The sequence below is a fragment of the Alishewanella sp. BS5-314 genome (assembly GCF_025377695.1).
In the GTDB taxonomy this organism is placed as follows: domain Bacteria; phylum Pseudomonadota; class Gammaproteobacteria; order Enterobacterales; family Alteromonadaceae; genus Alishewanella; species Alishewanella aestuarii.
The window spans coordinates 1931913-1956854 of sequence record NZ_JACEHJ010000002.1; the positions used below are offsets into that span (position 1 = coordinate 1931913).

Genomic DNA, 24942 nt, shown 5'->3' on the forward strand with positions numbered 1-24942 from the left:
AAAAACCGGAGCGCGCTCCGGTTTTTTATTGGCGTTAACATTAAGGCTTTAACCGGCCATCCTGATACGCCAGTAAATACTGCATTAAATCGGCAGCAGGCATCGGTTTGGCAAACAAATACCCCTGCACCTCTTCGCAGCCCATCGCCATAACGGCCTGCAGCTGCTCCTTGGTTTCAACCCCCTCGGCAATGGTCGACAGACCGATACGTTTACCTAAACTGATAATGGTCTCAGCAATCAGTCCGCCGCCCTCATTCGCTACCGTGCTGACAAAGGCGCGGTCTACCTTGATCCGATCCAGTGGCAGTTGCTGCAAATAGCTCAGCGATGAAAAACCAATACCAAAGTCGTCGATCGCCACCTTAATACCAAAGCTTTTTAGCTGCTGCAGTGCATCAATCACGATTTTCGGCTCGTCCATCACCACTGACTCAGTGATCTCCAGCTCCAGTAACTCCGGATTGACCTGATAGCGTTTTACCGTGTCGATAACGGACGGCACAAAATGCGGCGAACGGAATTGTGGCATCGACACATTTACCGCAATTCGCAGACTGCCACAGTTGGCTGCCGCTAATTGCTGTAGTTGCTTACAGGCCTGCTCTAAAACCCATTGTCCGATATCGACAATCAGGCCTGAATACTCTGCCAGCGGAATAAAGATCGCTGGCGAGATATAGCGCCCGGGTTGATGTGGCCAACGTAATAAAGCCTCCATCCCAACCACGGCCTGGCTCTTCAGACACAGCTGTGGTTGATACCAGAGTTCCAGTTTGTCCAGTGCAAAATCGGCGCGCAGCATTCTGAGCATCGTCAGCCGCTCTGTCACCTCTTCTTCCATTGCCGGTTCATAATACTGATGGTGTACGCCCAGGGTTTTTTTGGCTTTATTCAGCGCAATATACACCTGCTTCATAATCACCATGCCCTGCTCTGCAGCTTCGCGCAGCCGGCAGATGCCAAAGGTCGCATTCATTTGCAGGCTATGTTCCGATGCCTGGAACGGTTGCGCGAAAACAGCAGTCAAACGCTCTGGCGTTAACTCATCTTCCGGCCCCACCAACGCAAAAACGTCGGCACCAATACGGCCTAACTGTGAACTGATACCAAAATGCTCGATCAAGCGCAGCGTAATCGCAATCAGCAGTTCATTGCCGACATCCTGCCCCAGACCATCGTTAACATCGGAAAAGTGGTCAATATCAACCAGTACCGCCACCATATGCTCAGGTTCAAAGCGGCGGGTATCCTGTAAAATCTGAATAAATTCGTTGCGGTTTGGTGTCTTGGTCAGCGGATCGATATAAGCGGCATGTTTTAATTGCTGGAACAGAGCAACGTTTTCATAACCGACAGAGATATTACTAAGGAAGACTTCAATCAGCTGCTTATCTGCATCTTCAATCGGGCGGTTGGTTTCAATATAAACTGCGGCATTATGTTTTTCATTACCCAAATATAATACCGTGTCCTGATCTGAAAACAGGTGCTGCCGATTTTTCAGGCAGAGATTAATCTGTTCAACAATACGTTTATTGTCCAGCCGGTCAAGCTGACATTTAATAAAGGGGGCATAATGACCGGCGGCGCCTAGCACATAAATTTTATCGCTGGCGGTACCATCGTCCTCAATCTGGGCACAAAGCACCCCTTCCGCGTGCAGACCAATTAGCGAAGAGATTTGAGTAACCACCCCTTCGGAAAATTCGTGTAAAGAGTGCTGCTCTAATAAATTGGCTCCGGCCTTAATGATCTTCTGCAAGCCACGGCGGTTCTGATTAATGGTCTTAATTTGTTGGTAAGAACGCAAAGAAGAGATAATGGTGGTGACAAGTTTACTGCGGGTCAGCTCGGTCTTCGTTTTGTAGTCGTTAATATCATATTCTTTAATAACGCTTTCTTCCGGAGCATAACCGGGTTGTCCTGTCCGCAACACGATGCGTAATTCGTCCATTTGCAGCTCATCACGGATCCGTCGTACCACCTGCAAGCCGGCATCATCGGTTTCCATTACCACATCGAGCAGAACTAAAGCGGTATCAGGGTGTTGCTTCAGAAAATCCAGCGCCTGCTGGCCTGAATAGGCATGATGAAACTCCAGCTGTTTTCCCAATACGACCAGGTCACTAAGTGCTAACTTAGTGACAGTATGAATTTCCTGGTCATCGTCTACGATAAGCAGCGGCCAGACCCCTGCAGCAGGTTCTTTTGGCACACTGGCACTGTCGTCATCGGCTAAAAACAGAAATCCGTCCTCTGTTTCTTTTGATGTCATGAGCTGGTCCTTTGCTAAAGCTTGCTGTAAATATACCCGCATCTTTGCAGAAAAAGAAATCCTGCAGCGATTTAATTTTACATGCCCTAAACTGCAACCACATCAGCACAGCCGATAATGCTGCAGCAAAGTCTCAAATTTACAGGGATCCAAGGGTTTAAGCACAATATCATCCATACCGGCAGCGCGGAAACTTGCTATCTCTGCTGGCAAAGCGTGTGCAGTAAAAGCCAGTAACGGCACCTGTTGATAGGACGTCAGACGCCTTAGCTGACGGGCGACTTCCGTACCTGCCAAATCCGGTAGTCTGATATCCAACAACACCAAATCGAACTGTTGCTGTTGACACAGTGTCAGGGCTTCAGCTCCCGTCAGTGCTGAAGTCAGTTGCACGCCCTTATGCTGTAACAAAACCTTGATAAAAGCCTGATTAGTCTCGTTATCATCGACAACCAGTAGATGTTTCAAAGGGCGCGTTGCCAGCTCGTGTAGCCGCTGTGCGAGCCAACCCAGACAAAAATCGGCGCTGGAAAGGCAGCTGAGGTTTTGCTGCCACAGCGACAGGCTAAGCGGCGGAACAAAAATAAAACGTGGACAGCGGATCTCCGTTAATACCGTTAACCACTCCTGGCAGGGGGCCTGACCAGGCAGAAAAATCAGTATCGCAGAGTATGCTTGCTCCTGTAGCCTTTTGCGAAGTTCGCTGAGATTACTACAACTGCTCACTTGCAACGCCAGGTTATGCAAGCTCTGCAGGCGCTCGGTCAAACGCTCGGGATCTGCATCGAATACCAGCAAATGCTCCAGCAGTGGCAAACTATGCCGGGTAGCTGCGATTAACGCCCATTGCAGGCTGATGCGCACACCTAACCCCTCCAGCGACTCAACATGCAAACTGGCATTCAGTAACTTGGCGGCCAGTTTAAGGACGGCGATATCAGCATCGCGCCATTGCAAGGCCGAACTATCCGCTTCGTGCAGCTGCGCGGTCAGATGTCGTGGTAAACCATTACCATCACAGGCCAGTTGTAAACTTAGCTGCGGATCTGGACTAGCGAGCAACTGCAGTTTAAAACTAAAACGCCTTGCAGACTCTGAACGCAGTGCCAATAACAACATAGCTTGTAATACATGCTTTAAAAATTCAGCATCGATTTCCGGCAACAGTTGATAACAGTCTCCGGATTCCAACCAATCCATAGCGCAATCATCAGGCAACAGCATATTGAGCGCGCCGAGCTGTTCGGTCAGCCACTCCGGTAACAGTAATGGCTGCGGCTGCAAGCCAGCTGCAGCAAATTGATGCTTGGCATAACAATAATGCAGCTGTTGTAGAGTGTCGAACATCGCTTCGGTCAGCTGTGGCTTGCGCTGACCTAACAGCTGCCACTGGTGCAACCAACGGATCAGACACTGTTGCCTGCGCTGTTGCTGTATCTGTTGCTGCTCACTTTGCAGCTGAAACACCTCAAGCTGAGCCATCAGCTGCTGCTGTTGCGTATCGAGCTGCTTGTTCTGTTGTTCCAGCTGTTGCTGCTGCTGCAGTACTTGCAGTAATGCCTGGTCCAGCCCGGCGCTGTCCTGACATTGCAATAGTGGCTCGACACCTTGTAACTGTAATGACTCGGCTCGCTGTTTAAACGTCTGTAAACGTTGTAGCTGTTGACGCTGAGGCGCCTCCCGCAAACGCCAGGCTAACAGCAGCAACACCGTCAATAATACCCACGCCAATACCGCCGGCCACCATAGTAGCCAAATCGCGGTCGGAGCTTCAGGGATAATCAGTAACAGATATGTAGGTTGGCTGGAAAAAGGTTCGAAGGGTAAAGCCGGCTTTTGTAATGGCAACACCGCAACATCGCGACCGCTCAGCGTAATCAGCGTTAAACTGCTAAAGTCCTGACCCGGTAACTCCAGCGGTACCAACTCTGTCTGTCCAACCGACAACAGCAGTTCCCCCTGCAACGGATACAATGCCAACGCGGCCACCGGTATACTGGCACCGAACTGTAATTCCGCCAGCTGTTGCTGCAACTGCTCTGGCGCAGCCTGACCAAGCTTCGGGGATAACGCGAGTTGGATCACATCACCGTATAGTTGCAGCTGTGCCTGAAGCAGTTGCCGGTTTTGATGTTGCTGCCAAAGCAAGGTTGACATCACTAACACGGCACAGGCCGCGCAGTAGAACAAGAATAAATAGCGATACAGGGCGATCAAGGTGGTGCTCAAGACAATAAAATCAGAGCACCACTATATGTCTAAAGTAGCCGGGGCTCAAGTCTTGCCCCTGTTTCGAAAAGCAGGTTAGAAATGTACCGCGATACCTGCGAAGATGCCACTAAAGGTGATACCGGCGTAAAGATCGTCGATATCATCCAACTGCAGATCCAACCAGCGATAGCCAAGTTTTAATCTGACATCCAGTGTCAGACTGTCTACCAACTGATAGGCGACGCCGGCTTGCAGATCATACCAATGATTACCACTAAACTGGCTTGCCTGGCCATTGGCAAACAGCTCCAGACCACTGCCCGGCAAACCAAGCCGACTATCCAGATACAACAAAGGTAGCCATTGACGGACACTTTGGCTGGCCTGGCGGTTCGCGGCCATTATTGTCAGTTCACCGGAGAGTTTTTTGGCAACCAGACCCAGATCAAGCTGCAGCAAGCTATTATCCAGTAACTCGTAGTACAGCACATAATCGGTATACCGAAAATCCAGCTCAGTACTCAGCGCGGTACCGGCCGCAAAGGTTACTCCGCCAAAACTGAAGCTGTTGTTCAGTTCAGTATGCCCCTGGCTTTGTAAATTCTGCCACTGCACTCTAAGATTGGGTAACACTGGTACCAGATGTTCAAACGCCAGATAATAGCCTTGTTGGTTCTTATCCCGAAAACTAAAATCCTGTAATTGCTGACTATTCGCAAAACCACCCTTGGTACCGGCTTGCCAGCTATCATAGCCCGCGTGTACACCGAAAAACGTATCCGCCTGTACCGGCGCCATACTAACTGTTGCGGCCAGCGCCAAGATTCTTACCACTTTCATTCCCTATCCTTGCTTTAATAATTCAGATAAATCAATCAGCGCCGCATTGGCGCGGGAGATATAATTTGCCATCACCAGGCTATGATTAGCCAAAATACCGAAGCCACTGCCGTTTAATACCATCGGGCTGTGAATAGGCTGCTGAGCGGCTTCCAGCTCACGAATGATTTGCTGTAAGCTCACCATCGCATTGCGACGCTGCAGCACTTCCGCAAAATCAATTTCCACCGCTTTGAGGAAGTGCAGCAATGCCCAGGTTGCGCCGCGCGCTTCATAAAATTCATCATCCAGTTTCCACCAGCTGGTTTTTACAAAGCGGCGGTCTGGTGTTTCCGTCGACTGACGGGCAGCGATGTCGCCAGCGAGATCGGTATTAAAACGCTCCTGCCCCACACTGGCACTGAGACGCTGTGAATAGCTACCCAGGCGCTTTTCGACATTCTTCAGCCAGTCACGCAGATTGTCTGCCCGGGCATAGAACTGGCTGTCCGTTTGTTTTGGATCGACCAAGGCGCTGCGGTATAAATAGAGTTGGGCAATCGCCTTGCGATATTCGGATTCGGCGCTCGGTAATACCCAACTGCGATGGTCGATATTCAGCTGTGGTTGAGCAATCCGTAAAAAGGCATTTTCCGCTGATTGCGACTGAGAGCGGCTAAAGTCTTTGCGAAACGCCAGTGCCAGATCGCGTGACATCTCCAGCACGCCAAATTCCCAGGCTGGCATATTATCCAGTAAGCTAAAGGGCGGCAGAATATCATTTGACATATAGCCGCCGCGTTTTTGTAGCAGAGTTTCCGTAACACGGATCAAGGCAGTCGTAGTGTTGTAGCCGACAACCCGGCTGCCATCATCCAGATGTAAGCCTTGCTGCACTTCTTCTATCAATAAGGCAGGCTCGCGACTTACCCACCAACTAAACAGCCACAGCACCAGTAAGGTCCCGGCCGCAGCGGCTGACAGAGTAGAGGTTTTATTCATATCTTGTCCTAACGTTTTGGCATAGTCGTGACAGAGCGTCACGGCATCCTGTCGATCTGCGCTATCCGCAGGCAGCTATTACGCATCATCTGTGCCTGGTGCCGCTGCGGACAACACTATCTTACACCAAAACCACTGTCGCGGCAGCGATAAGCCGATGATAATCTTGGTCGCATTAAGCTCCTGCCCCGCCAGGCCCAGCCTTTTTTGTAAGCCTGCCAGACCAGCACGGCTGGCATAGCGCCAAGTAACAAGCCCAATACCGGCAGCAAATAGATCAGCAGTAAAGTCTGCTCAGCAAAGGCCAACATTTACTCTGCCACCATTGTTACGACCGCTTTCTCAGCAGTCCGTTGTGCCAACTGTGGCATATCGTCAGGTTGCTGTAACACCAGTTGCACCTGGGCCATGCTGCTGGCGATAGCCAGCTGCGTTTGTTGCCGCACATCCTGCCGTAGCTGCTGTTGCCATAGTTGTTGCTGTGTGGTCATGGCAGCGCGCAGCGATTCAGCTGGATCTACTGCTGGTGGCGTACTGTTTAAACTAACAACGCTGGTAAAGAAAAGAGTAGTTAACGTAAGCATCTTGTTGCTCCTGCAAATTCAGTTCAGTGGTTCGGTACTGCTGCGATACTGAATTCAAGGGGCATGCCAAAGCCGAAAAACTACATAACCATTTGTTTCGTATTGATTAATTTAGAGAGCAACAAAGGAAGCTGTAAGTACAGAAAAGCTAGAAAACCAAAAAATAGTCAATTTTGCTATTTTTTGGTTTTTATATAGACAGTCAGTTAATTAGCCGTAGCGTCTGGCGATTCAGGCACCAGTGATAGCGCCTGTAACAGCAACTCTGGTTTGGCATCAGCTAGATGTCCTTGCTCACTCAGTAAGCGACGCCACTGCCGGGCACCCGGCTGCCCCTGAAACAGCCCTAACATATGACGGGCAATATGCCAAAAACGCGCCCCTTGCTGCATTTGCTGCTCAATGTAGGGCACCATCAACCGTACCAGTTGATGCTGACCCGGTACCGACCAGACATCCTGATATAGCACGGCATCGACCTGGCTCAGTAGATAAGGGTTGGTATAGGCCTCTCGGCCAATCATCACGCCATCCAAATATTGCAGCTGCTGCTCAGCCTCAGCCAGGGTTTTGATTCCACCATTGATACTAATGTCCAGCGTCGGGAAATCCTGCTTTAACTGATAAACCCTTGGGTAGTTCAGCGGCGGGATCTCGCGGTTTTCTTTCGGACTTAAACCTTTTAACCAGGCCTTGCGGGCATGGATCACAAATTGCCGACATCCTGCTGCCGCGACAGTGGCGACAAAATCCTGTAAAAACTGATACTCGTCAGAATCGTCAATACCGATGCGGGTTTTTACACTGACCGGAATGCTGACTACATCCTGCATCGCCTTAACACTATCGGCAACCAGTTGCGGCCTGGCCATCAGGCAAGCACCAAACATACCGTTCTGCACCCGATCTGATGGGCAGCCGACATTTAAGTTTATTGCCGCATAACCACGCTGCTCAGCCAGCTTGGCACAATGCGCCAGCTCAGCCGGTTCGGAACCGCCCAGCTGCAGTACTACCGGCTGCTCTTGCAGATTAAAACCAAGATAATCGCCTTTACCATGGATAATGGCGCCGGTTGTGACCATCTCGGTATATAGCACCGCATGCTTGCTCATCAGACGATGAAAATAGCGACAATGCCGATCGGTCCAATCCAGCATCGGAGCAACGGAAAATTTTTGTGGCAAGATAGCGTTATTCAAGTTAGCAAACCATTCAGACAGAAATCAGGACCCGGCATGAACCAGATAAGCCGTTAATTTTTTCACCAGTGGCAACACCAGTAGCAAGGTCGGAAAAGCAATCAGCCAGGATAGGCCCCAGGCTGATAGCCACCCTTGCAGTGTAAAAGCCTCCAGCCCAAGACTTTTCAGGGTGCTGACCAAGGATACGATCAGCGTCATCAGCACTGAGAGTAACAATGGCATGACCAGTGACGCGGCTTTAGCAGGCAGTTTTGGCATATCACACTTTGACCCGGGTTTAAAAAACGCGAAATTATACCCGATTTTCGGCTTGAATGTGCGGCTTCTTACAGTCACTGGTTTCAGACTAACAATATGGTACACTGCGGCTAAGTATGGGAGGGCAAGCATGTCTACTGAGAGTTTAGTATCAAAAGCCAGAGCCATCTGCGAGCAAAATGGCGCCCGCTTTACCAGTATTCGGGAGAAAGTTTTCCGCTTGATGGCAGAAAATCATGGCGGCCAGGGTGCCTATGAATTACTGGAACAATTGAAACAAACTGAACCCGCTGCCAAACCGGCAACGATCTACCGGGCGCTGGAGTTTCTGACTGAGCAGGGCTTTATTCATAAGATTGAGTCAAGTAATGCTTTCATGCTGTGCCAGCATTTCGACAAGCATCACCCGGCGCAGCTGTTGATATGTGAGAAATGTGGCAATGTGACCGAACTGCATTCGGCCACTTTAGACGCAGAATTTAGCAAACTGGCCTCGGCACTGGGTTTTCATATTCACCGGAAAACGATAGAGGCGCGGGGGATTTGTCGGCAGTGCCATGGAAATTAACCGCAAAACATTAGCTGCACTCTTGTATAATAAAGAAAAAACTTCTAGGCTTAATTTTGTTGCCATTATCTCGAATCCTCAACTCGTAGGCATTTTAAATGAATGTTGAATATATAAACCCTTTTCTTTCCTCACTCGTCAATGTGCTTTCGACCATGGCCAATACCAAAATTGTGCCGGGCCAGCCACGGGTTAAAAAAGATGAAGTCGCGCAGGGCGATGTCTCAGGTCTGATTGGTATGGTCGGCCCGACCATGAAAGGGTCGTTTTCTGTGAGCTTCGATGAGAGTCTGGCGATTGAAATTATGTTCCGGATGCTGGGTGAAAAACCGGCAGGCATCAATGCCGATGTAACCGATATGGTGGGTGAAATTACCAATATGGTCACCGGCGGTGCCAAGCGCATTCTGGGTGAAAAAGGCTACGAATTTTCGATGGCTACCCCGATCGTGGTATCGGGTAAAAATCATACTATTACCCACAAGTGTGACGGCCCAACCATTCTGATGCCGTTTAACTCAGACTTTGGCAAAGTCCATATTGAAGTCAGTTTTGATAAGTAACCGCTGAACGCGGCATGTTAGCGCTCAGCAGTACTGATAATCAACCCGTGGCGTAATATTACACAGTAGCTCATAAGGTATGGTAGCCGCACAGGCTGCCACCCGTTCAATGGCCAGTTCAGGCCCCCACAATACGGCTTCGTCGCCAAGTTGATCCAAAGCATTCGGCCCCAAATCCACAGTAATCATATCCATCGACACCCGGCCGGCCAGCGGTACTTCCCGCCCGTTTAACCAAACCGGTGTGCCATTTATCGCGTGGCGCGGATAACCATCACCATAACCTACTGCTATAACGCCTAGCGTGGTATCACAACTGGCCTGCCAATACCCGCCATAGCCAACCCGCTCACCGGCACGCACCTGACGCAGAGCTATCAGGCGGCTACTCAGTCGCATCACCGGTTGCAGTTGATGCTCGCTGCCAATTTTCCCGGCGAAAGGTGAAATACCATGCAGCATCAACCCGGGTCTGACCCATTCGGCATGGCTCTGTGGAAACGCCAGGATTGCAGCGGAGTTAGCTAAACTGCGCTGCTCTGCCTTACCAGCCGTTAAGTCAGCAAAGACTGCCAGTTGCTGTAAGGTGCGGTCTGAGTCAGGTTCATCGGCACAGCAAAAATGACTCATCAGCCGGATCCCCGGTAATACCGCACTGCATTGCCACAGCCGGCGGTAAAAATCGTCAAACTGCGCTGGCTCGATCCCCAACCGGTGCATGCCGCTATCAATCTTCAGCCAGACCTTTAGCTGGCCATCCAGCACAGTTTGTTCCAACGCCTGTAACTGCAACTCGTTATGTACCACGGTTTGCAAATTGTTAGCCAGTAACAGCGGTAACTCGGCCGCTTCGTAAAAGCCCTCCAGCAGCACTATCGGTTTCACAATACCACCAGTGCGCAGCGCCAGAGCTTCATCAATCCGCGCCACGGCAAAGGCATCAGCATCACTCAGCGTCTGCGCCACTTTAACCAGGCCATGACCATAAGCATTGGCTTTTAACACCGCCAGAACATGGCTATTTGGCGCTAACTGCCGAACCCGACTTAGATTATGCTGCAGTGCCTGTAAATTGATTTGCGCGACCGGCCGCCGACTCATTAATACTCATCCTCAAAACGGGCACTGCCGGCATAATTATCAAAACGCGAAAAATGGCCGTGGAAAGTTAAACGCACCCGGCCTATCGGGCCATTCCGCTGCTTACCAATAATAATTTCGGCGGTGCCTTTATCGGCGCTGTCTTCGTGATAGACCTCATCCCGGTAGATAAACATAATCAAATCCGCATCCTGTTCGATCGAACCCGATTCCCGTAAATCAGAGTTAACCGGCCGCTTATCGGCGCGCTGCTCCAGTGAACGGTTAAGCTGCGATAGCGCTACCACCGGCACCTTTAATTCCTTTGCCAGGGCTTTTAACGAGCGGGAAATTTCGGCAATCTCCAGCGTACGGTTTTCGCTCATCCCCGGTACCGTCATCAGCTGCAGATAGTCGACCATGATCATGCTTAAGCCACCATGCTCGCGGGCAATCCGCCGCGCTCGGGAACGCACTTCGGTCGGGGTTAAGCCTGAGGCATCATCGATATACATTTTGCCTTTGCTGTTCAGCAGCTCAATCGCCGATGACAACCGCGCCCAATCTTCATCTTCCAGCTGGCCGGTACGCACCTTGGTCTGGTTAATCCGGCCCAAAGAGGCCAGCATCCGCATCATAATCTGGTCTGACGGCATCTCTAAGCTGAAAATCAGCACTGGCTTATCGCTGGTAATAGCCGCATGTTCACACAGGTTCATGGCAAAGGTGGTTTTACCCATTGATGGTCGCGCCGCGACAATAATCAGATCCGACGGCTGCAAACCATTGGTCATCTTGTCCAGATCGACATAGCCGGTCGATACCCCGGTTATACCATTTTGCGGTGAGCGATACAGCGCATCAATTTTATCAATGGTTTTGGCGAGGATGCTGTTGATGGGCTCAGGCCCTTCATTGGCTTTGGCGCGTTGCTCGGCAATTTTAAAGACTTTGGTTTCGGCAAAGTCCAACAGCTCAGCCGCGGTGCGGCCCTGAGTATCGTAACCGGCGTCAGCGATATCATGGGCAACACCAATCATATCCCGCACTACCGCGCGTTCGCGGACGATATCGGCATAGGCCAGAATATTGGCGGCACTGGGCGTGTTTTTGGCAATTTCGCCCAAATAGGCAAAACCACCAATATCGTCTAACTGTTGGTTGGCTTCCAGCGCTTCCGAAACGGTGATCAGGTCAATTGGCTGATTGCCCTCCGCCAGGCGCGCCATCGCATTAAAAATCAGCCGGTGTGAGCGCAGATAAAAATCATGCTCTACCACTTTTTCGGAAACCCGATCCCAGGCTTCATTATCCAGCATCAGGCCGCCCAGCACTGATTGCTCCGCTTCAATCGAATGCGGCGGCATCTTTACTGCTGCAACCTGCTTATCTTTTACACTTTGTTGTGCCACGTTGTACTACCACAGGAAAAAACTTGCTGATGGCGTCATGCTAACCTGCGACTGCGCCAATGCCAATTAAAGCTTTGAAAATTTTACCTGTGACAGGCTGACTGGCAGTTGAATGGTGATGAAGTTAACAGCAAAAGCAGCGGGAAAAGCAGAGGATATAACAGAACAGAGAAAACGCACTGCCAGGCGGCAGTGCGTCTTAGCCAATTAGGCTTCAGCGATAATGATTACCTTGATAGTGGCAATCACTTCAGCGTGTAACTGCAGGTCGATGTCGAACTCGCCAGTTTCACGTAAAGTACCATTTGGTAACTTCACTTCCGCTTTAGCTACAGCTACGCCGGCTTCAGTGATCGCATCAGCGATATCACGGGTACCAACAGAACCGAACAGTTTACCCTCGTCACCCGCTTTAGAAGCGATAGTCACCTGGGCCAGTTCAGCTACCTTGGCAGCACGGTCGTTAGCAGCAGCTAAACCAGCAGCCAGTTTGGCTTCTAATTCAGCGCGACGGGCTTCGAATTTCTCGATGTTAGCCTTAGTAGCCGGAACTGCTTTACCCTGAGGGAATAAGAAGTTACGGGCATAACCAGACTTAACAGTTACATTGTCACCTAAACCACCCAGGTTTGCGACTTTGTCTAACAGAATAATTTGCATTGCCTATACCCCTCTGTATTAGCTGTGTGAGTCGCTGTATGGTAACAGGGCCAGGTAACGGGCGCGTTTGATGGCGCGGGCTAACTGACGCTGGTATTTAGCGCTGGTGCCAGTAATACGGCTTGGTACGATCTTGCCACTTTCTGTAACATAGTTCTTCAGAACGGCGGTGTCTTTGTAATCAATCTCTACAGTGCCTTCTGCAGAAAAACGGCAGAACTTACGGCGACGGAAAAAACGTGACATTTGTCTGTCTCCTAACTTAATTGTTCAATCTGTTGCGCATGCAGGACCAGTTTTGCCTGACCACTGCGGCTTTGGTGCCGGTTTAAAAAACCGCTCACCCTAACCATACTGCCCAACGTCAGATGCTGAGCGTGTTGTTGTAACACTGTGCCACTTAATACCACCTGCATCCGCACATAAGCCTGACGGTTTAAGCCAGCCTCCTGTTGCATACTGCGATGTTCCAGGGTTAACACAGTGTGCGGGATACCCGCCGGACTCTCACTGCGCTCAGGGTGCCGGCAGAGGGCGCCACTTAGCACAAAGCAATTGTCCATCTCCAACTTACTCGTCGTTTGCTACTTGCTCTTCAGTTTCACGAGGAGCACGCTCACGACGCTCTTCACGTACCTTAGCCATTGGTGATGGCTCAACGATGGCACCGTTAGTGCGCATAATCAGGTTACGTAATACCGCATCGTTGTAGCGGAAGTTAGTTTCCAGCTCATCGATCACGCTTTGTGGTGCTTCCACGTTCATCAGCACATAGTGTGCTTTGTGCAGTTTTTGAATTGGGTAAGCCAGTTGACGACGACCCCAATCTTCTAAACGGTGGATAGAACCGCCCGCTTCTTTGATCGCGCCAGTGTAACGCTCGATCATACCAGGCACTTGTTCACTCTGATCAGGGTGAACCATAAAAACGATTTCGTAATGACGCATTGTAGCTCCTTACGGTTAGTAAGCCTCGGAAGAACTCGGCCGGGTTCTTATAAAGGCAAGGAACGTTGAGTGTATGGCCGAAGGTCGCGTATTTTAAGGAGTCAGCCGTGAAATAACAAGTGAAAGCGGCAGATTGCACAAAAAAAGTTCAGGCCAGCAAGCTGGCCTGAACTTCAAGTTCGCGGCGTTAATGACTTTAACGGGGCGCCAGCTGGCAACGGGCACCGTTAAGGCGGACACTCTTGCCTGAGCCAGGATGCTGTAAAATACAACTGTCCCCGACTCTAACCAGTACAAAACGGTAGGATGGCAAACTATGCCGCCCATCCAGCGGCCTGCCCTGACTATCTACTGGCATCCGCTGTTCGATAAAAAGTTCAGTGCTGTGCATCAACACATCATCAGCCAGCGTAACACTGGTGCCTCCAACAATACTGACGATAAAATCATTCAGCTGTTGCCGGACGCCGGGTTCCACGTTGCTCAGCACCGCAGGCTCAGCCGCCCGGCTATGCTGACAGGCTGCCAGCATAACAGCACAGCAGCTTAACAGCAGGGCAATGGCTCTCACTGCGCCCCCTCAGCCGGTAGCAACTCAGTCACCAGCTTATTGTTGAGCAGGATGTCCTGATAGCGCGGGTCTAATAAGCGCATTTGTCCGGGCTCGTCACTGTCGATCCTGGCTTCTGGTTGCAGCCAGGCCGCGGCACCCGCCCCCGATGCACCTGCACTCACCGTCGGACAACTGTTGTTCTGGGCATAGTACAGGGCAGCACCTAACAACCGCTCCGCCGGGTCGCCAAGGGGTTGGCTGAAATCATCAGCTAATGGGCAACCTTTTACATCGGCCTGAAACACCGGATTGGTGCGCGGTACAAAGCCATCGGCATACTCGCCAAAGCCCTTGGCATTAATACCGGTAAACTGAATAGTAAAGTAGGTGGTGCCACAGTTATCGGTTGGATAAAAGCCATAGGGTTTACCACAGGTACGGCCACCAATCAGGATCACCTCGACATCAATACCTCTGAGTGCATTAACAAAGGCTTCACTGGCGGAGCAGGTATTGCCGGTACTGAGGATAAAAACCCGGCTTAAATTCAATGATGGTAGAGTGGTATTAGTCAGAACACCGGCTTCATAGTCAATCACCCGGCTATAAAACGGTATAGGTGACAGAGTGCCACCGGTAACCGGATTGATGGTTGGGTGCTTATCGTTAAAGATCGTGCGCTCAAAGAAACGGCCCTGAATAATATTCGGACCGCTGACCATATAGCCAAGCTGCGAGGCAAGGGCCAGCAAGCCGCCGCCGTTATAACGCAAATCAATCACCAGTTCATTCACGTTCGCCGAAGCAAACTGATTGACCGCATTAATCAGCTGCTGCTGGGCCAGCGCAATATGGCTGTTAAACTGCATATAACCGACTTTACCGGCTGCGGTATCCAATACCCGGACATTCTGCACCGGACTGCTGGACACGTTCGCCGAGGTCATGCTGACTTCTTTACGAACGCCAGTAGCAGACTGAAAGACAAAGTTATAACTCTGGCCGGTTGCCGATGGAAAGAGCGCGCGATTCAGCAGATCAATACCAGCCTGGGTATTATCGTTAATAAAGTCGACACCGTTAATGCTCAGTAGCTGATCGCCACGCGCCAGACCCGCATTGGCGCCGGGTGAATTGGGCTCAGTATAGGCAATGGTCAGAGAGCGAGGTGGTGAGTTACGGCCAAAGGACCAGCGAATACCATAACCAGCCGACACACCGGCCTGAGTTTGCTGTTGATATTCAGCAGTATTTTCCGTGAAATGAAAGTTATCTTTTGGCGTGCCGGAGTCGGTCAGTTGCTCTGTTTTTAGCAGGTTAAAATACTGCGCTACCGAGAACGGTGCTGGGTCACGATCTGCGACCTCGCGATACCAGAGGTAGGTATTATTAGTCCAGGACCGCAGCCACATCTTTTCATGCATCGCAGTACCGGCACGATCCGGGAATGGTCGGTTACTGAACGGATCGGTGCCGGTACGTGGCGTCTGGCAGAAATCTTTTAAGGTGCTCTCCGCCGGAAACTGTCCTGCAACCCATACCGGTGCTGCAGGTAAAGTGCTACCACCGCCACTGCCGCCACTGCCACCTCCAACGCCGCCAGAGCCTGACCCGCCCGAACCACCGCAAGCCGTCAACGACAATGTAACCAATGACAATGCCAGTAATGACAGCGCCGAACGACCCGAAAACTGTTGTTTACCCATGCTAAACCTCCATCTACAACTATAGAGCAGCCATTAATTTACGTGAAATTAACACAAGCCACGCCAAGCTGCAAGTTAAGCACACTCTGGTGCCCCTGAGTATAGTACGGGTAAATAGGGCGTGTTGACGTTTGCTGCTTGTTTTTGCAGCTGTTTGGCTGGTGTTTATACAAGGCAGAGCTTGCGATGTGTAGTTATTCTACATGAACAAGCGATAACGCAGTAGAAACGCCAGCCAAACGCTGCCCGAAGGGTTCGCACTGGCGACACTTTGCTCTTTGGCACTCGTCACTAATTTAGAATAACTAAACTGCGCTCCTCGTTTCGCGATCAAAGTGCCGCCAGTGTGAACAAAATCTAAGCAGCAAACGTCAACACGCCCTAGGGTGTCAGATGAGCGACTGCCGTTGCCGGACCGCTTCAAACAAACAGATCCCTGCCGCAACAGAGACATTCAGACTGGATACAGTGCCAAACATCGGTATCTTTACCAGTGCGTCACAGGTTTCCCGGGTCAGACGCCGCAAACCCTCACCTTCGGCGCCTAATACCAGCGCTAAAGGCCCTTTTAGATCGGCCTGGTAGACCAGAGTCTCCGTTTCACCGGCAGTACCCACTACCCAAACACCGGCTTCCTGTAATTGCCGCAACGTGCGCGCCAGATTCGTTACCGTGATAAAGGGCACCGACTCGGCGGCACCGCAGGCCACTTTGCGTACTACTGATGTTAATTTTACCGAACGATCTTTCGGTGCTACTACTGCATGTACACCCGCCGCATCCGCGCTACGTAAGATCGCGCCCAGATTATGCGGATCGGTGACACCATCCAGCACCAATAGTAAGGGTTTACTATGGGCTTCAATAATCGCCGCCAGATCGGCCTCGTTACCACTACTGCTTAACCGTGCTTTAGCCACAATACCCTGATGCTGGCCGCCGACCATCTCATCCAGGGTTTTACGATTACAAAATTGCACTGAAATGCCGTGTTGCCGCGCTTGCTGCAACAGTGGCTGCATCCGTTTGTCGTCGCGGTCTTTTAACGCGAAAATTTCCAGCACATCCTGTGGCGCGCGTTTTAATAAGGCTTCGACCGCATGCAGGCCAAATACCAGATCATTACTCATAGCTTACCTGTCGTAAATTACAGAGCGCTGTACTAGCGGCGACTCTTGGATTTTTTTGCTTTCGGCGCAGCAGGCTTTTTGCCTGCCGGGGCTTTGGTTGTTTTGCCTGCTTTGGTTGCTTTGGTTGCTTTGCCCGCCTTGGCCGGCGCAGTTTTGCCAGTTTGCCGCGCCAGCTTTTCTTCAAAAGCAGCATTTTTACTGGCTTTAATCTGCCGGCCAGAAACCTGGGTGCGGGCTTCGCCCACCAGTACCAGATCAATTTTCCGCGCTTCCAGATTCACCGCTACCACTTTCACGGTCACCGCATCGCCCATCCGGTAACTGACACCTGAGTGCTCACCGGTCAGAATTTGCCGTTCGGTATCAAAGCGGTAATAGTCATTTTGCAGCGAGGTGACATGTACCAGACCTTCAATATACAAGTCACTCAGTCTGACAAAGAGCCCGAAATTGGTGACGGTTGACACCACCCCCGGAAACTCTGAACCGAGGTGATCCTGCATATATTCACATTTTAGCCAGTCGGCGACTTCACGGGTCGCATCATCAGCCCGCCGCTCGGTCATCGAGCACTGCTCACCGAGTGGCGCCATATCTTTTTCAATATAGGCTTTCGGACCGGTAACCTGCTGACCTTGCTTAGCCAGAATGGCTTTAATGGCCCGGTGCAGCACCAGATCCGGATAACGGCGGATCGGCGAGGTAAAGTGGGCATAGGCTTCCAACGCCAAACCAAAGTGCCCCTGATTATCACCCTGATATACCGCTTGTTTCATCGAGCGCAACATCGTGGTTTCAATCAGTTCGCGGTCGGGTCGATCGGACAAACGCGCCAGCACCTCAGTCAGCTCCAACGGTGTCGGCTCATCTGACAGATTGGCTTCAATACCCAGCTCAGCTAAAAAGCGTTTAAAGTTAGCAAAGCGATCGCCATCCGGCCGCTCGTGTACACGGAATAAGGCATGAGCTTCATGCTTCTCAATAAAGCGTGCCGCCGCCACGTTGGCCATAATCATACATTCTTCAATGATCTTATGCGCTTCGTTGCGGTGCACCGGCACAATCTGCTCAATCTTGCGGTGGCTGTTAAAGATAAAACGGGTTTCCACGGTTTCAAATTCAATGGCACCGCGCTGTGCCCGTACTTTTGCCAGCTTTTTATACAGGCTATACAGGGTTTCCAGGTTGGTTAGCTGGGCGGCATATTCCTGCCGTAGCTTAGGATCGCCCTGTAAAATGGCATGCACCTTGTTATAGGTAAAGCGCGCCGCTGAATGCATCACCGCTTCGTAAAACTGATAACTTTCGAGCTTACCGTGCGCACTGATATGCATTTCAGCGACAAAGCATAAGCGGTCAACATGCGGATTTAACGAGCACAGGCCATTCGACAAGGCTTCGGGTAACATAGGAACCACATGGTCCGGGAAGTACACCGAGTTCCCGCGCTCCAGCGCACTGTGATCCAAAGGCGTGCCAAACTGCACATAAGCACTGACGTCGGCTATCGCGACCCACAGCTTCCAGCCACCGTTCTCTTTGGCTTCGGCATAGACCGCATCGTCAAAATCACGGGCATCTTCACCGTCGATGGTCACCAGCGGCAGCTGTGTTAAATCAACCCGCCCCTGCTTAGCCGTAGCCGGTACCTCTTCGCCAAACTTCGCGACCTGCTGAATCACAGCATCAGAAAAGACGTGCGGGATCTGATGATTACGGATCGCAACTTCGATTTCCATCCCGGGCGCCATATGCTCGCCCAGTACTTCGACCACCCGCCCCATGGCGTTAACCCGCTTCGATGGCCGTTGGGTAATTTCAACTAAAACCACCTGACCATGGCGGGCAGCACCCTGCTCGCCTTCAGGCACAATAATATCCTGGCAGATCCGCGCATCATCAGGTACCACAACGCACAGCGCATGGTCTTTATAATAACGGCCAACAATGGCTTCGCTGCGCGGCTCTAATACCCGCACCACCCGCGCTTCGATCTTATCTTTGCTTTTCACGCTGGCGGCGGTCGCCAGTACCTTATCGCCTGGCAGCAAACGCTGCATTTCATGAAAGGGCAGATACCAGTCTGGTCCACCCTGTTCTGTTTTTAAAAAGCCAAAGCCTTCACGATGACCGATCACCGTGCCTTTGACTAAATCCATATGGTCCACTAACCCATAGCGCTTACTTTTGGTAAACAGCAGCTGGCCATCGCGCTCCATAGCACGTAAGCGCTTTTTCAGCGCAAAAATGGCTTCATCGTCATTCAGACCAAGTTCGCTGACTAGTTCTTCAAAGTAGGCCGGCTGTTGCCGTTTTTCGATGTGCTCGAGAATAAACTCGCGGCTGGGGATAGGGTTGTCGTATTTTTCTTGCTCACGCGCAAGATGCGGATCATTTACCGTCATTAATTAAACTTTTGTTTCCTTTTGGTACTATTCAGTGTAACACCCCGCAGAGAAAATGAGATGAATTTCATCTTACAGGGCGTTCGGCATTCGCCACTACCCGTGCTGGCATCTTTTCTGCCAGCTGTTTTTTTAGGCGATTAATTTTAGCATGAGTTGCCTCATCAGCGGTAATGCTATGATGCAACCAACGATAAGTTTGTTCAAAATCAGCCGGACTGCCCTGCCCGGCGACCAGAATTTCGGCCAGACGTAGCCTTGCTGGCAAATTGCCCATAGCGGCCGCTTCGCGTAAATAAATAATGGCCTTGTTGGTATCTGGTTGCACAAAGCGACCGATATGGTAATAACGGCCAATTTGTTCAAGCCCTTCGGGAAAACCCTGTGATGCCGACTGCAACATAAAGTCCCAGCCACGCTCGACATCGCGCGGTACGCAGACACCATAGGCCAGCATATCGCCAAACAAAAACTGATAGGACGGCAGCTTCATAATTTCAGCACGGGCCTCAATATCCTGCACTAATTGGCAATCGTCGGCTTTGACCCGCTGTAAATGGCTGTTCTCACGGATCAGTTTAATCAGCTCGTCCTGAGTGTACAGCTCGACTGGCTGCAATTCCTGGCTGTGCAGAGGTAGCACTGCAGCCATGGCAACAACGCTGACAGAGATAAAGAGAACCGATTTTAGCATAGCGTCAAACAACCATCGTTAAAGGCAGATACAAAAGCTAAGCAAAATTTACGCCATAAAGCAAAAATTGCCTGGTCAATCCGTTCCAATAGCCACTATAAATAAAAAACGCTGCTCAGTGGCAGCGTTTTTTGATGTTGCAACAAGCTTAGTCCGCAAACGGATGGGTCAGCACTATGGTTTGTACCCGATCTGGTCCGGTAGAAACGATATCAATAGGTACGCCGGTCACTTCTTCCAACCGCTTAATATAGTTGCGCGCAGCCTGTGGCAGCTGCTCCAGCTGCTGGATGCCGAAAGTGGTTTCACTCCAGCCTGGCATTTCTTCATATACCGGCTGCACCAGTTCAAAGCCTTCTGCTGCCAGCGGCGGAGTTTGCAATACTGAGCCATCAGGTTGACGGTAACCGGTACAGATTTTTACTGTTTCCAGACCATCCAGTACATCCAGCTTAGTTAAACAGAAACCAGAGATACTGTTCAGCTGCACCGCACGGCGTACCGCCACAGCGTCAAACCAACCACAGCGGCGTTTACGGCCAGTGGTGGCGCCAAATTCATGGCCCTTCACGCCCAGGTGTTCACCGACAGCACAATCCAGCTCGGTTGGGAACGGACCTGAACCAACACGGGTGGTGTAGGCTTTAACGATACCCAGTACATAATCCAGATAACGCGGGCCAAAACCACAGCCAGTTGCCACGCCACCTGCAGTAGTGTTTGAAGAGGTCACATAGGGGTAAGTACCGTGGTCGATATCCAGCAAGGTGCCCTGAGCACCTTCAAACATAATACGCTGGCCGTTTTTGCGAGCCTGATCCAACAGCTCAGTGACGTCAACCACCAGAGATTTCAGTAAATCGGCCATCGCCAGCGCATTATCCAGCGTGCTCTGATAATCAATGGCATCAACTTTGTAGTACTGAGTCAGCGTAAAGTTGTGTAAGTCCATTACGGTTTTCAGCTTTTCAGCAAACAGCTCCGGATTAAACAGATCGCCAACGCGTAAACCACGACGCGCAACCTTATCTTCATAAGCCGGGCCGATACCGCGACCCGTGGTGCCGATTGGCTTATCGCCACGGGCTTTTTCACGGGCAACATCCAGTGCAACATGGAAAGGCAGAATTAACGGACAGGCTTCGCTCACCAGTAACCGCTCTTTCACCGGTACGCCACGCTGTTCCAGCATGGTCATTTCTTTCAGGAAGGCTTCTGGTGACAGTACTACGCCGTTACCAATCACACATTTTACATTGTCACGTAAAATGCCTGACGGGATCAGGTGCAATACCGTTTTCTCACCATTGATTACCAACGTATGCCCGGCATTATGGCCGCCCTGATAGCGCACCACATAGCTGGCTTTATCGGTTAATAAGTCAACAATCTTACCTTTACCTTCGTCACCCCATTGGGTGCCGAGCACAACGACGTTCTTAGCCATGGTTCCCACATCACGGAAAAAATTAGGCGTGGATTTTAACAAAAGCCCGGCCAAGTTTCAGCCGTCCAGACGAAAAAAAGGCCGTGAATTTTCACGGCCTGGTCAGTTCATTGATTTATAAGGATTTAAGACACGAAAAATCAAACTGGTCAGCGTTCTGATAGAGGGCAAAACCAAAGCGTAGCCGATCGCCGCGATAATCGGTCTCAATACCATGCTGTTTCAGATAGGCAGCCAGCTCGGCAACCTGACTGGCACTGCCCAGCCTAAAGGTAAAAAAGTGGCCATGACAGCTGGCATCATGCAGCAATAACTGCTGTTGATTAAGCTGCGGATGCGCCAGTTCGTCCAGCAAGGTCAGGAAGTGCTGCTGCAACTGCTGCACATACTGATGGATGCGCCCGACCGTAATACCCTGCTGCTTAAACAACAACAAGGCCGCTTCCAAGCGGTATAGCGCACTAAAATCCAAAGTTGCACCGGCAAAACGGTAACCATCCTCACTGTATAACACCAGGGCCGATTTTTGTGCGGCCAAAGTGCCAAACTCGGCAAACCAGCCGGTGTAAAGCGGACGCTGCTCACTGCCGGCCGGCACCGCCATAAAGCAGCAGCCTTCGCCGCCTTGCGCATACTTATAACTGCCTGCCAGATAGAAAATCCGCTCCGCAATCTCGGACAAATCGGTAGGCAGGGCCATAAAACCATGATAACCGTCGATCACCAGCATCGCCTGACTGACCGCAGCCAAACCTTTGACGAAGGCTGGCAGATCGGCGATGGCATAACCAGAGTTAAAAAATACCTGGCTACAGAAAATCAGTTGGTACTCAGCCTGGGCGGCAGCTGCGGTAAAACGTTCGGTAAAGGTGGCAAAAGGTTCAGTCGGGATCTGTACCACTTCAACGTTGGCTAATTCTGCCAGACGTTTGATCTGCCGTTGAAAACTGTAAAACTCGCTGTCCGTCGTCAAGACTTTTAATGGTTGCTGCCAGTCAAAACAGCTTAGCAACCGCATCACCAGTTCATGGGTATTGGGGGCGAATACCAACTGCTCCGGCAAGGGCAGATTCAGGATATCCGCAATCAGCTGCTGAGTTTGCGGCACTTTCTGGCCGAAAATATATTGCCACTTATCATCGACCAGCCGGGCACTGTCATCCCAGTATGCCAGCTGAGCCTCGCGGGTAACGTCCGGCCAATAATGATGCGAGTGACAGGCAAAGTGCTGCTTACCGGCATTAGCGGTTAAGAATTTCTGATAAAACTGCTGGTACATAGCGCCTCCCCGCCAGCGATTTTATACGGAAGAAAAAGGCCCTGACGGGCCTTTTTCAATGCAAGCTAAACTGAGTTAATTGCGACCTTTTTCCGAACGCATAAATTTGAAGAAGTCATTATCCGGCTGCACAATCAGCACATCGTTCTTCGAATTAAAGCTGTTACGGTAAGCTTCCAGACTGCGGACAAAGCTGTAAAACTCCGCATTCTTGTTAAACATTTCCGCATAAACCCGGGCCGCGGTAGCATCGCCTTCACCGCGCACGGTACGAGAGTTCCGCTCAGCGTCCGCCAGCATAACGGTAACACGGGCATCAACATCGGCACGGATAATTTCCGCTTGCTCTCGACCACGGGCACGATGCTCATCGGCTACCGCCTTACGCTCGGCGCGCATCCGGGCAAAGATAGAGTCGCTGATTTCGGTTGGCAGGTTGATTTGTTTCACCCGCACGTCAATCACTTCAATCCCCAGCTCATTGGCCGCCAGCGCCGCTTGCGACAGTGCACTTTGCATCAACTGGGTACGCTCACCGGAAACAATTTCCTGAATAGTACGGGCACCGAACTCAGTCCGCAGACCGTTGTTGATATACTGCTTTAACAGCACTTCAGCTTGCGACTTAATGCCGCCGGTTGATAGAAAGAAGGCACCAAAGTCTTTGATCCGCCATTTGACATAGCTGTCAACTAACAGGTCCTTTTTCTCTGCGGTCACAAAGCGGTCAGCCTGGTCATCCAGAGTTTGTACCCGGGCGTCCAGCTTACGGACTTCCTGGATCAGCGGTAACTTAAAATGTAAACCTGGTTCATACACTAACACCCGGTTTTCTGCATCACGCTGAATTTTACCAAACTGGGTAACAATAGCGCGCTGGCCCTCCGGCACCACAAAGATGGCAGATACCACGACTAATGCCACAACCACCAAAATTGCAATAATAAAGTTTTTCATCTGTTATTACCTCCCACTGCCGGTACGGGGTGTTGAGCTACGCACCGGTGCCGGTTGCATTGGCGTATTGCCACTGTCCAGATTCGGTCTGACCGGGGTTACCCCCTGGGTGCTCTGGCCAGCTGCGCTACCTTTCATCAGTTGCTCTAAAGGTAAGTACATCAGGTTGTTGCTATTTTTCACATCAACCAGAATTTTTGAAGTATTGCTGTAGACATATTCCATCGTCTCCAGATACATCCGGTCACGGGTAACCTGAGGTGCGGCCAGATATTGCGGTAATAATTGTTCGAAGCGGGCAACTTCACCCTGTGCTTTCAGTACGATTTGTTGCTTGTAGGCTTCAGCTTCCTGCATCACGCGGTTAACCTGACCACGGGCACGCGGTTCCACTTCACGGGCATAGGCGGTCGCTTCCTGGACAAAGCGCTCCTGATCTTCCTGGGCTTTGATTGCATCGTCAAAGGCGTCACGGACTTCTTCCGGCGGACGGGCGTCACGGAAGTTAACGTCAACCAGCACCAGGCCCATATTATAAGGCTGAATAATGCTTTCCAGTTCCTGACGGGTATTTTGCCGTACCACTTCACGACCGCGGGTTAACACATCATCCATAATCGAATGACCGATAACAAAGCGCAATGCGGCGTCAGTAGCTTCACGCAAGCTACGGTCAGCATCGACCACTGAGAACAAGTATTGGCGGGCATTGAAAATCCGGTACTGAATTTCGAAAGTCACCCGGACCAGGTTCTGATCCTGCGTCAACATAAAGCCATCGGTCCGCAGTGAGCGAACTTCCTGGGTATTGACCGGTGTAACAGTGTCGATAAAGGTTGGCTTCCAGTGGATACCTGCACCAACTTCAGTATGGTATTGCCCGAAGCGCAGGATCACGCCGCGTTCCGCATCTTTAATGGTATAAAAGCCGCTTAAACCCCAGATTAATAACGCCACCACCAGCACTACGGTAAAGAGTGCTGACGCGCCGCCACCAGAGTTGTCGCCTTTGCCACCAAAGATACCACCAAATTTCTTACCGAAATTGCGGAATACTTCATCTAAATCGGGCGGGCCTTGATCCCGACCCCCTTGCTTCCAGGGATCGTTATTCTTGCCGTTATTGCCCGGCTCATTCCAAGCCATGCTTAACTCCACTTATAAAGTTACTGTCAAAGGTTAA

General features: G+C 51.0%; 25 protein-coding genes. 2 read left to right on the plus strand and 23 right to left on the minus strand.

The window, feature by feature from the left end:
• Positions 1 to 40 precede the first annotated feature (40 nt).
• From H1D31_RS13475 to H1D31_RS13510, 8 genes are all read right to left on the minus strand, one after another.
• Positions 41 to 2278 carry an EAL domain-containing protein gene (locus H1D31_RS13475; protein WP_261259336.1) on the minus strand — a complete coding sequence of 746 codons (2238 nt, stop codon included), beginning with the start codon at positions 2276 to 2278 and terminating at the stop codon, positions 41 to 43.
• Positions 2279 to 2380: 102 nt separating this feature from the next.
• The gene (locus tag H1D31_RS13480; protein WP_261259337.1) at positions 2381 to 4507 is read right to left on the minus strand and encodes a response regulator; all 2127 of its coding nucleotides are present in this window, start codon (positions 4505 to 4507) and stop codon (positions 2381 to 2383) included.
• A gap of 75 nt (positions 4508 to 4582) precedes the next feature.
• Positions 4583 to 5329 carry a TIGR04219 family outer membrane beta-barrel protein gene (locus H1D31_RS13485; RefSeq protein WP_065954584.1) on the minus strand — a complete coding sequence of 249 codons (747 nt, stop codon included), beginning with the start codon at positions 5327 to 5329 and terminating at the stop codon, positions 4583 to 4585.
• Positions 5330 to 5332: 3 nt separating this feature from the next.
• The gene (locus H1D31_RS13490; RefSeq protein WP_065954585.1) at positions 5333 to 6310 is read right to left on the minus strand and encodes a DUF2333 family protein; all 978 of its coding nucleotides are present in this window, start codon (positions 6308 to 6310) and stop codon (positions 5333 to 5335) included.
• Between the two features lie 116 nt (positions 6311 to 6426).
• Positions 6427 to 6621 (minus strand): hypothetical protein, encoded by a 195-nt coding sequence (locus H1D31_RS13495; RefSeq protein ID WP_065954586.1) that lies wholly within the window; start codon positions 6619 to 6621, stop codon positions 6427 to 6429.
• Positions 6622 to 6894 (minus strand): hypothetical protein, encoded by a 273-nt coding sequence (locus tag H1D31_RS13500; protein ID WP_261259338.1) that lies wholly within the window; start codon positions 6892 to 6894, stop codon positions 6622 to 6624.
• 206 nt (positions 6895 to 7100) lie between these two features.
• Positions 7101 to 8096 carry a tRNA dihydrouridine(20/20a) synthase DusA gene (dusA, locus tag H1D31_RS13505; protein WP_261259339.1) on the minus strand — a complete coding sequence of 332 codons (996 nt, stop codon included), beginning with the start codon at positions 8094 to 8096 and terminating at the stop codon, positions 7101 to 7103.
• Between the two features lie 24 nt (positions 8097 to 8120).
• Entirely contained in the window at positions 8121 to 8357 is a 237-nt protein-coding gene (locus H1D31_RS13510) for a DUF2798 domain-containing protein (protein WP_008607120.1), read from the minus strand.
• Positions 8358 to 8487: 130 nt separating this feature from the next.
• Between H1D31_RS13510 and H1D31_RS13515 the strand changes: the two genes are divergently transcribed.
• Positions 8488 to 8925 carry a transcriptional repressor gene (locus H1D31_RS13515; protein WP_008607119.1) on the plus strand — a complete coding sequence of 146 codons (438 nt, stop codon included), beginning with the start codon at positions 8488 to 8490 and terminating at the stop codon, positions 8923 to 8925.
• Positions 8926 to 9023: 98 nt separating this feature from the next.
• Positions 9024 to 9488, plus strand: a complete 465-nt coding sequence (locus H1D31_RS13520; protein ID WP_008951232.1) for a chemotaxis protein CheX — start codon at positions 9024 to 9026, stop codon at positions 9486 to 9488.
• Between the two features lie 24 nt (positions 9489 to 9512).
• Here H1D31_RS13520 and alr read toward each other — a convergent pair whose 3' ends face one another.
• The 15 genes from alr to hflK all read right to left on the minus strand — a co-directional run bounded on the left by alr (position 9513) and on the right by hflK (position 24905).
• Positions 9513 to 10589, minus strand: a complete 1077-nt coding sequence (gene alr, locus H1D31_RS13525) for an alanine racemase (RefSeq protein WP_261259341.1) — start codon at positions 10587 to 10589, stop codon at positions 9513 to 9515.
• Positions 10589 to 11980 carry a replicative DNA helicase gene (dnaB, locus tag H1D31_RS13530; protein WP_008607116.1) on the minus strand — a complete coding sequence of 464 codons (1392 nt, stop codon included), beginning with the start codon at positions 11978 to 11980 and terminating at the stop codon, positions 10589 to 10591. The genes alr and dnaB overlap by 1 nt, the downstream gene beginning before the upstream one ends.
• Before the next feature lie 207 nt (positions 11981 to 12187).
• On the minus strand, positions 12188 to 12640 hold the full coding sequence (rplI, locus tag H1D31_RS13535; RefSeq protein WP_261259342.1) for a 50S ribosomal protein L9: 453 nt from the start codon (positions 12638 to 12640) through the stop codon (positions 12188 to 12190).
• Positions 12641 to 12658: 18 nt separating this feature from the next.
• The gene (rpsR, locus tag H1D31_RS13540; RefSeq protein WP_008218940.1) at positions 12659 to 12886 is read right to left on the minus strand and encodes a 30S ribosomal protein S18; all 228 of its coding nucleotides are present in this window, start codon (positions 12884 to 12886) and stop codon (positions 12659 to 12661) included.
• A gap of 11 nt (positions 12887 to 12897) precedes the next feature.
• Positions 12898 to 13203, minus strand: a complete 306-nt coding sequence (priB, locus tag H1D31_RS13545; RefSeq protein ID WP_261259344.1) for a primosomal replication protein N — start codon at positions 13201 to 13203, stop codon at positions 12898 to 12900.
• A 7-nt stretch (positions 13204 to 13210) separates the two neighbouring features.
• A complete protein-coding gene (gene rpsF, locus H1D31_RS13550) occupies positions 13211 to 13588 on the minus strand; it encodes a 30S ribosomal protein S6 (protein ID WP_008984458.1) in 378 nt (125 codons plus the stop codon).
• A gap of 196 nt (positions 13589 to 13784) precedes the next feature.
• Positions 13785 to 14159, minus strand: a complete 375-nt coding sequence (locus H1D31_RS13555; RefSeq protein WP_261259345.1) for a hypothetical protein — start codon at positions 14157 to 14159, stop codon at positions 13785 to 13787.
• Positions 14156 to 15847: a S41 family peptidase gene (locus H1D31_RS13560; protein WP_261259346.1), complete on the minus strand. Its 1692-nt coding sequence runs from the start codon at positions 15845 to 15847 to the stop codon at positions 14156 to 14158. Before H1D31_RS13560 ends, H1D31_RS13555 begins: the two co-directional genes overlap by 4 nt.
• Positions 15848 to 16236: 389 nt before the next feature.
• Positions 16237 to 16977 carry a 23S rRNA (guanosine(2251)-2'-O)-methyltransferase RlmB gene (rlmB, locus tag H1D31_RS13565; RefSeq protein ID WP_261259347.1) on the minus strand — a complete coding sequence of 247 codons (741 nt, stop codon included), beginning with the start codon at positions 16975 to 16977 and terminating at the stop codon, positions 16237 to 16239.
• A 32-nt stretch (positions 16978 to 17009) separates the two neighbouring features.
• The gene (rnr, locus tag H1D31_RS13570) at positions 17010 to 19382 is read right to left on the minus strand and encodes a ribonuclease R (RefSeq protein ID WP_261259348.1); all 2373 of its coding nucleotides are present in this window, start codon (positions 19380 to 19382) and stop codon (positions 17010 to 17012) included.
• A 67-nt stretch (positions 19383 to 19449) separates the two neighbouring features.
• Entirely contained in the window at positions 19450 to 20076 is a 627-nt protein-coding gene (locus H1D31_RS13575; protein WP_409976783.1) for a tetratricopeptide repeat protein, read from the minus strand.
• 148 nt (positions 20077 to 20224) lie between these two features.
• Positions 20225 to 21523, minus strand: a complete 1299-nt coding sequence (locus tag H1D31_RS13580; protein ID WP_008607099.1) for an adenylosuccinate synthase — start codon at positions 21521 to 21523, stop codon at positions 20225 to 20227.
• Positions 21524 to 21638: 115 nt separating this feature from the next.
• Positions 21639 to 22802, minus strand: coding sequence for an aminotransferase class V-fold PLP-dependent enzyme (locus tag H1D31_RS13585; RefSeq protein WP_261259349.1), 1164 nt, complete (start codon positions 22800 to 22802; stop codon positions 21639 to 21641).
• A 75-nt stretch (positions 22803 to 22877) separates the two neighbouring features.
• Positions 22878 to 23759, minus strand: coding sequence for a protease modulator HflC (gene hflC, locus H1D31_RS13590; protein ID WP_008951222.1), 882 nt, complete (start codon positions 23757 to 23759; stop codon positions 22878 to 22880).
• A gap of 6 nt (positions 23760 to 23765) precedes the next feature.
• Positions 23766 to 24905 (minus strand): FtsH protease activity modulator HflK, encoded by a 1140-nt coding sequence (hflK, locus tag H1D31_RS13595; protein WP_008607093.1) that lies wholly within the window; start codon positions 24903 to 24905, stop codon positions 23766 to 23768.
• Positions 24906 to 24942: the final 37 nt, after the last annotated feature.

Excerpts from the sequence above, each read along its gene's own strand:
- rpsF (WP_008984458.1), bottom strand. The coding sequence starts at position 13,588 with ATGCGTCATTACGAAATCGTTTTTATGGTTCACCCTGATCAGAGTGAA.
- rpsR (WP_008218940.1), bottom strand. The coding sequence starts at position 12,886 with ATGTCACGTTTTTTCCGTCGCCGTAAGTTCTGCCGTTTTTCTGCAGAA.
- hflC (WP_008951222.1), bottom strand. The coding sequence starts at position 23,759 with ATGAAAAACTTTATTATTGCAATTTTGGTGGTTGTGGCATTAGTCGTG.
- H1D31_RS13580 (WP_008607099.1), bottom strand. The coding sequence starts at position 21,523 with ATGGCTAAGAACGTCGTTGTGCTCGGCACCCAATGGGGTGACGAAGGT.
- hflK (WP_008607093.1), bottom strand. The coding sequence starts at position 24,905 with ATGGCTTGGAATGAGCCGGGCAATAACGGCAAGAATAACGATCCCTGG.
- rplI (WP_261259342.1), bottom strand. The coding sequence starts at position 12,640 with ATGCAAATTATTCTGTTAGACAAAGTCGCAAACCTGGGTGGTTTAGGT.
- H1D31_RS13515 (WP_008607119.1), top strand. The coding sequence starts at position 8,488 with ATGTCTACTGAGAGTTTAGTATCAAAAGCCAGAGCCATCTGCGAGCAA.
- H1D31_RS13510 (WP_008607120.1), bottom strand. The coding sequence starts at position 8,357 with ATGCCAAAACTGCCTGCTAAAGCCGCGTCACTGGTCATGCCATTGTTA.
- H1D31_RS13490 (WP_065954585.1), bottom strand. The coding sequence starts at position 6,310 with ATGAATAAAACCTCTACTCTGTCAGCCGCTGCGGCCGGGACCTTACTG.
- H1D31_RS13520 (WP_008951232.1), top strand. The coding sequence starts at position 9,024 with ATGAATGTTGAATATATAAACCCTTTTCTTTCCTCACTCGTCAATGTG.
- H1D31_RS13575 (WP_409976783.1), bottom strand. The coding sequence starts at position 20,076 with ATGCTAAAATCGGTTCTCTTTATCTCTGTCAGCGTTGTTGCCATGGCT.
- H1D31_RS13500 (WP_261259338.1), bottom strand. The coding sequence starts at position 6,894 with ATGCTTACGTTAACTACTCTTTTCTTTACCAGCGTTGTTAGTTTAAAC.
- alr (WP_261259341.1), bottom strand. The coding sequence starts at position 10,589 with ATGAGTCGGCGGCCGGTCGCGCAAATCAATTTACAGGCACTGCAGCAT.
- H1D31_RS13485 (WP_065954584.1), bottom strand. The coding sequence starts at position 5,329 with ATGAAAGTGGTAAGAATCTTGGCGCTGGCCGCAACAGTTAGTATGGCG.
- priB (WP_261259344.1), bottom strand. The coding sequence starts at position 13,203 with ATGGACAATTGCTTTGTGCTAAGTGGCGCCCTCTGCCGGCACCCTGAG.
- rnr (WP_261259348.1), bottom strand. The coding sequence starts at position 19,382 with ATGACGGTAAATGATCCGCATCTTGCGCGTGAGCAAGAAAAATACGAC.
- rlmB (WP_261259347.1), bottom strand. The coding sequence starts at position 16,977 with ATGAGTAATGATCTGGTATTTGGCCTGCATGCGGTCGAAGCCTTATTA.
- H1D31_RS13560 (WP_261259346.1), bottom strand. The coding sequence starts at position 15,847 with ATGGGTAAACAACAGTTTTCGGGTCGTTCGGCGCTGTCATTACTGGCA.
- H1D31_RS13585 (WP_261259349.1), bottom strand. The coding sequence starts at position 22,802 with ATGTACCAGCAGTTTTATCAGAAATTCTTAACCGCTAATGCCGGTAAG.
- H1D31_RS13475 (WP_261259336.1), bottom strand. The coding sequence starts at position 2,278 with ATGACATCAAAAGAAACAGAGGACGGATTTCTGTTTTTAGCCGATGAC.
- H1D31_RS13495 (WP_065954586.1), bottom strand. The coding sequence starts at position 6,621 with ATGTTGGCCTTTGCTGAGCAGACTTTACTGCTGATCTATTTGCTGCCG.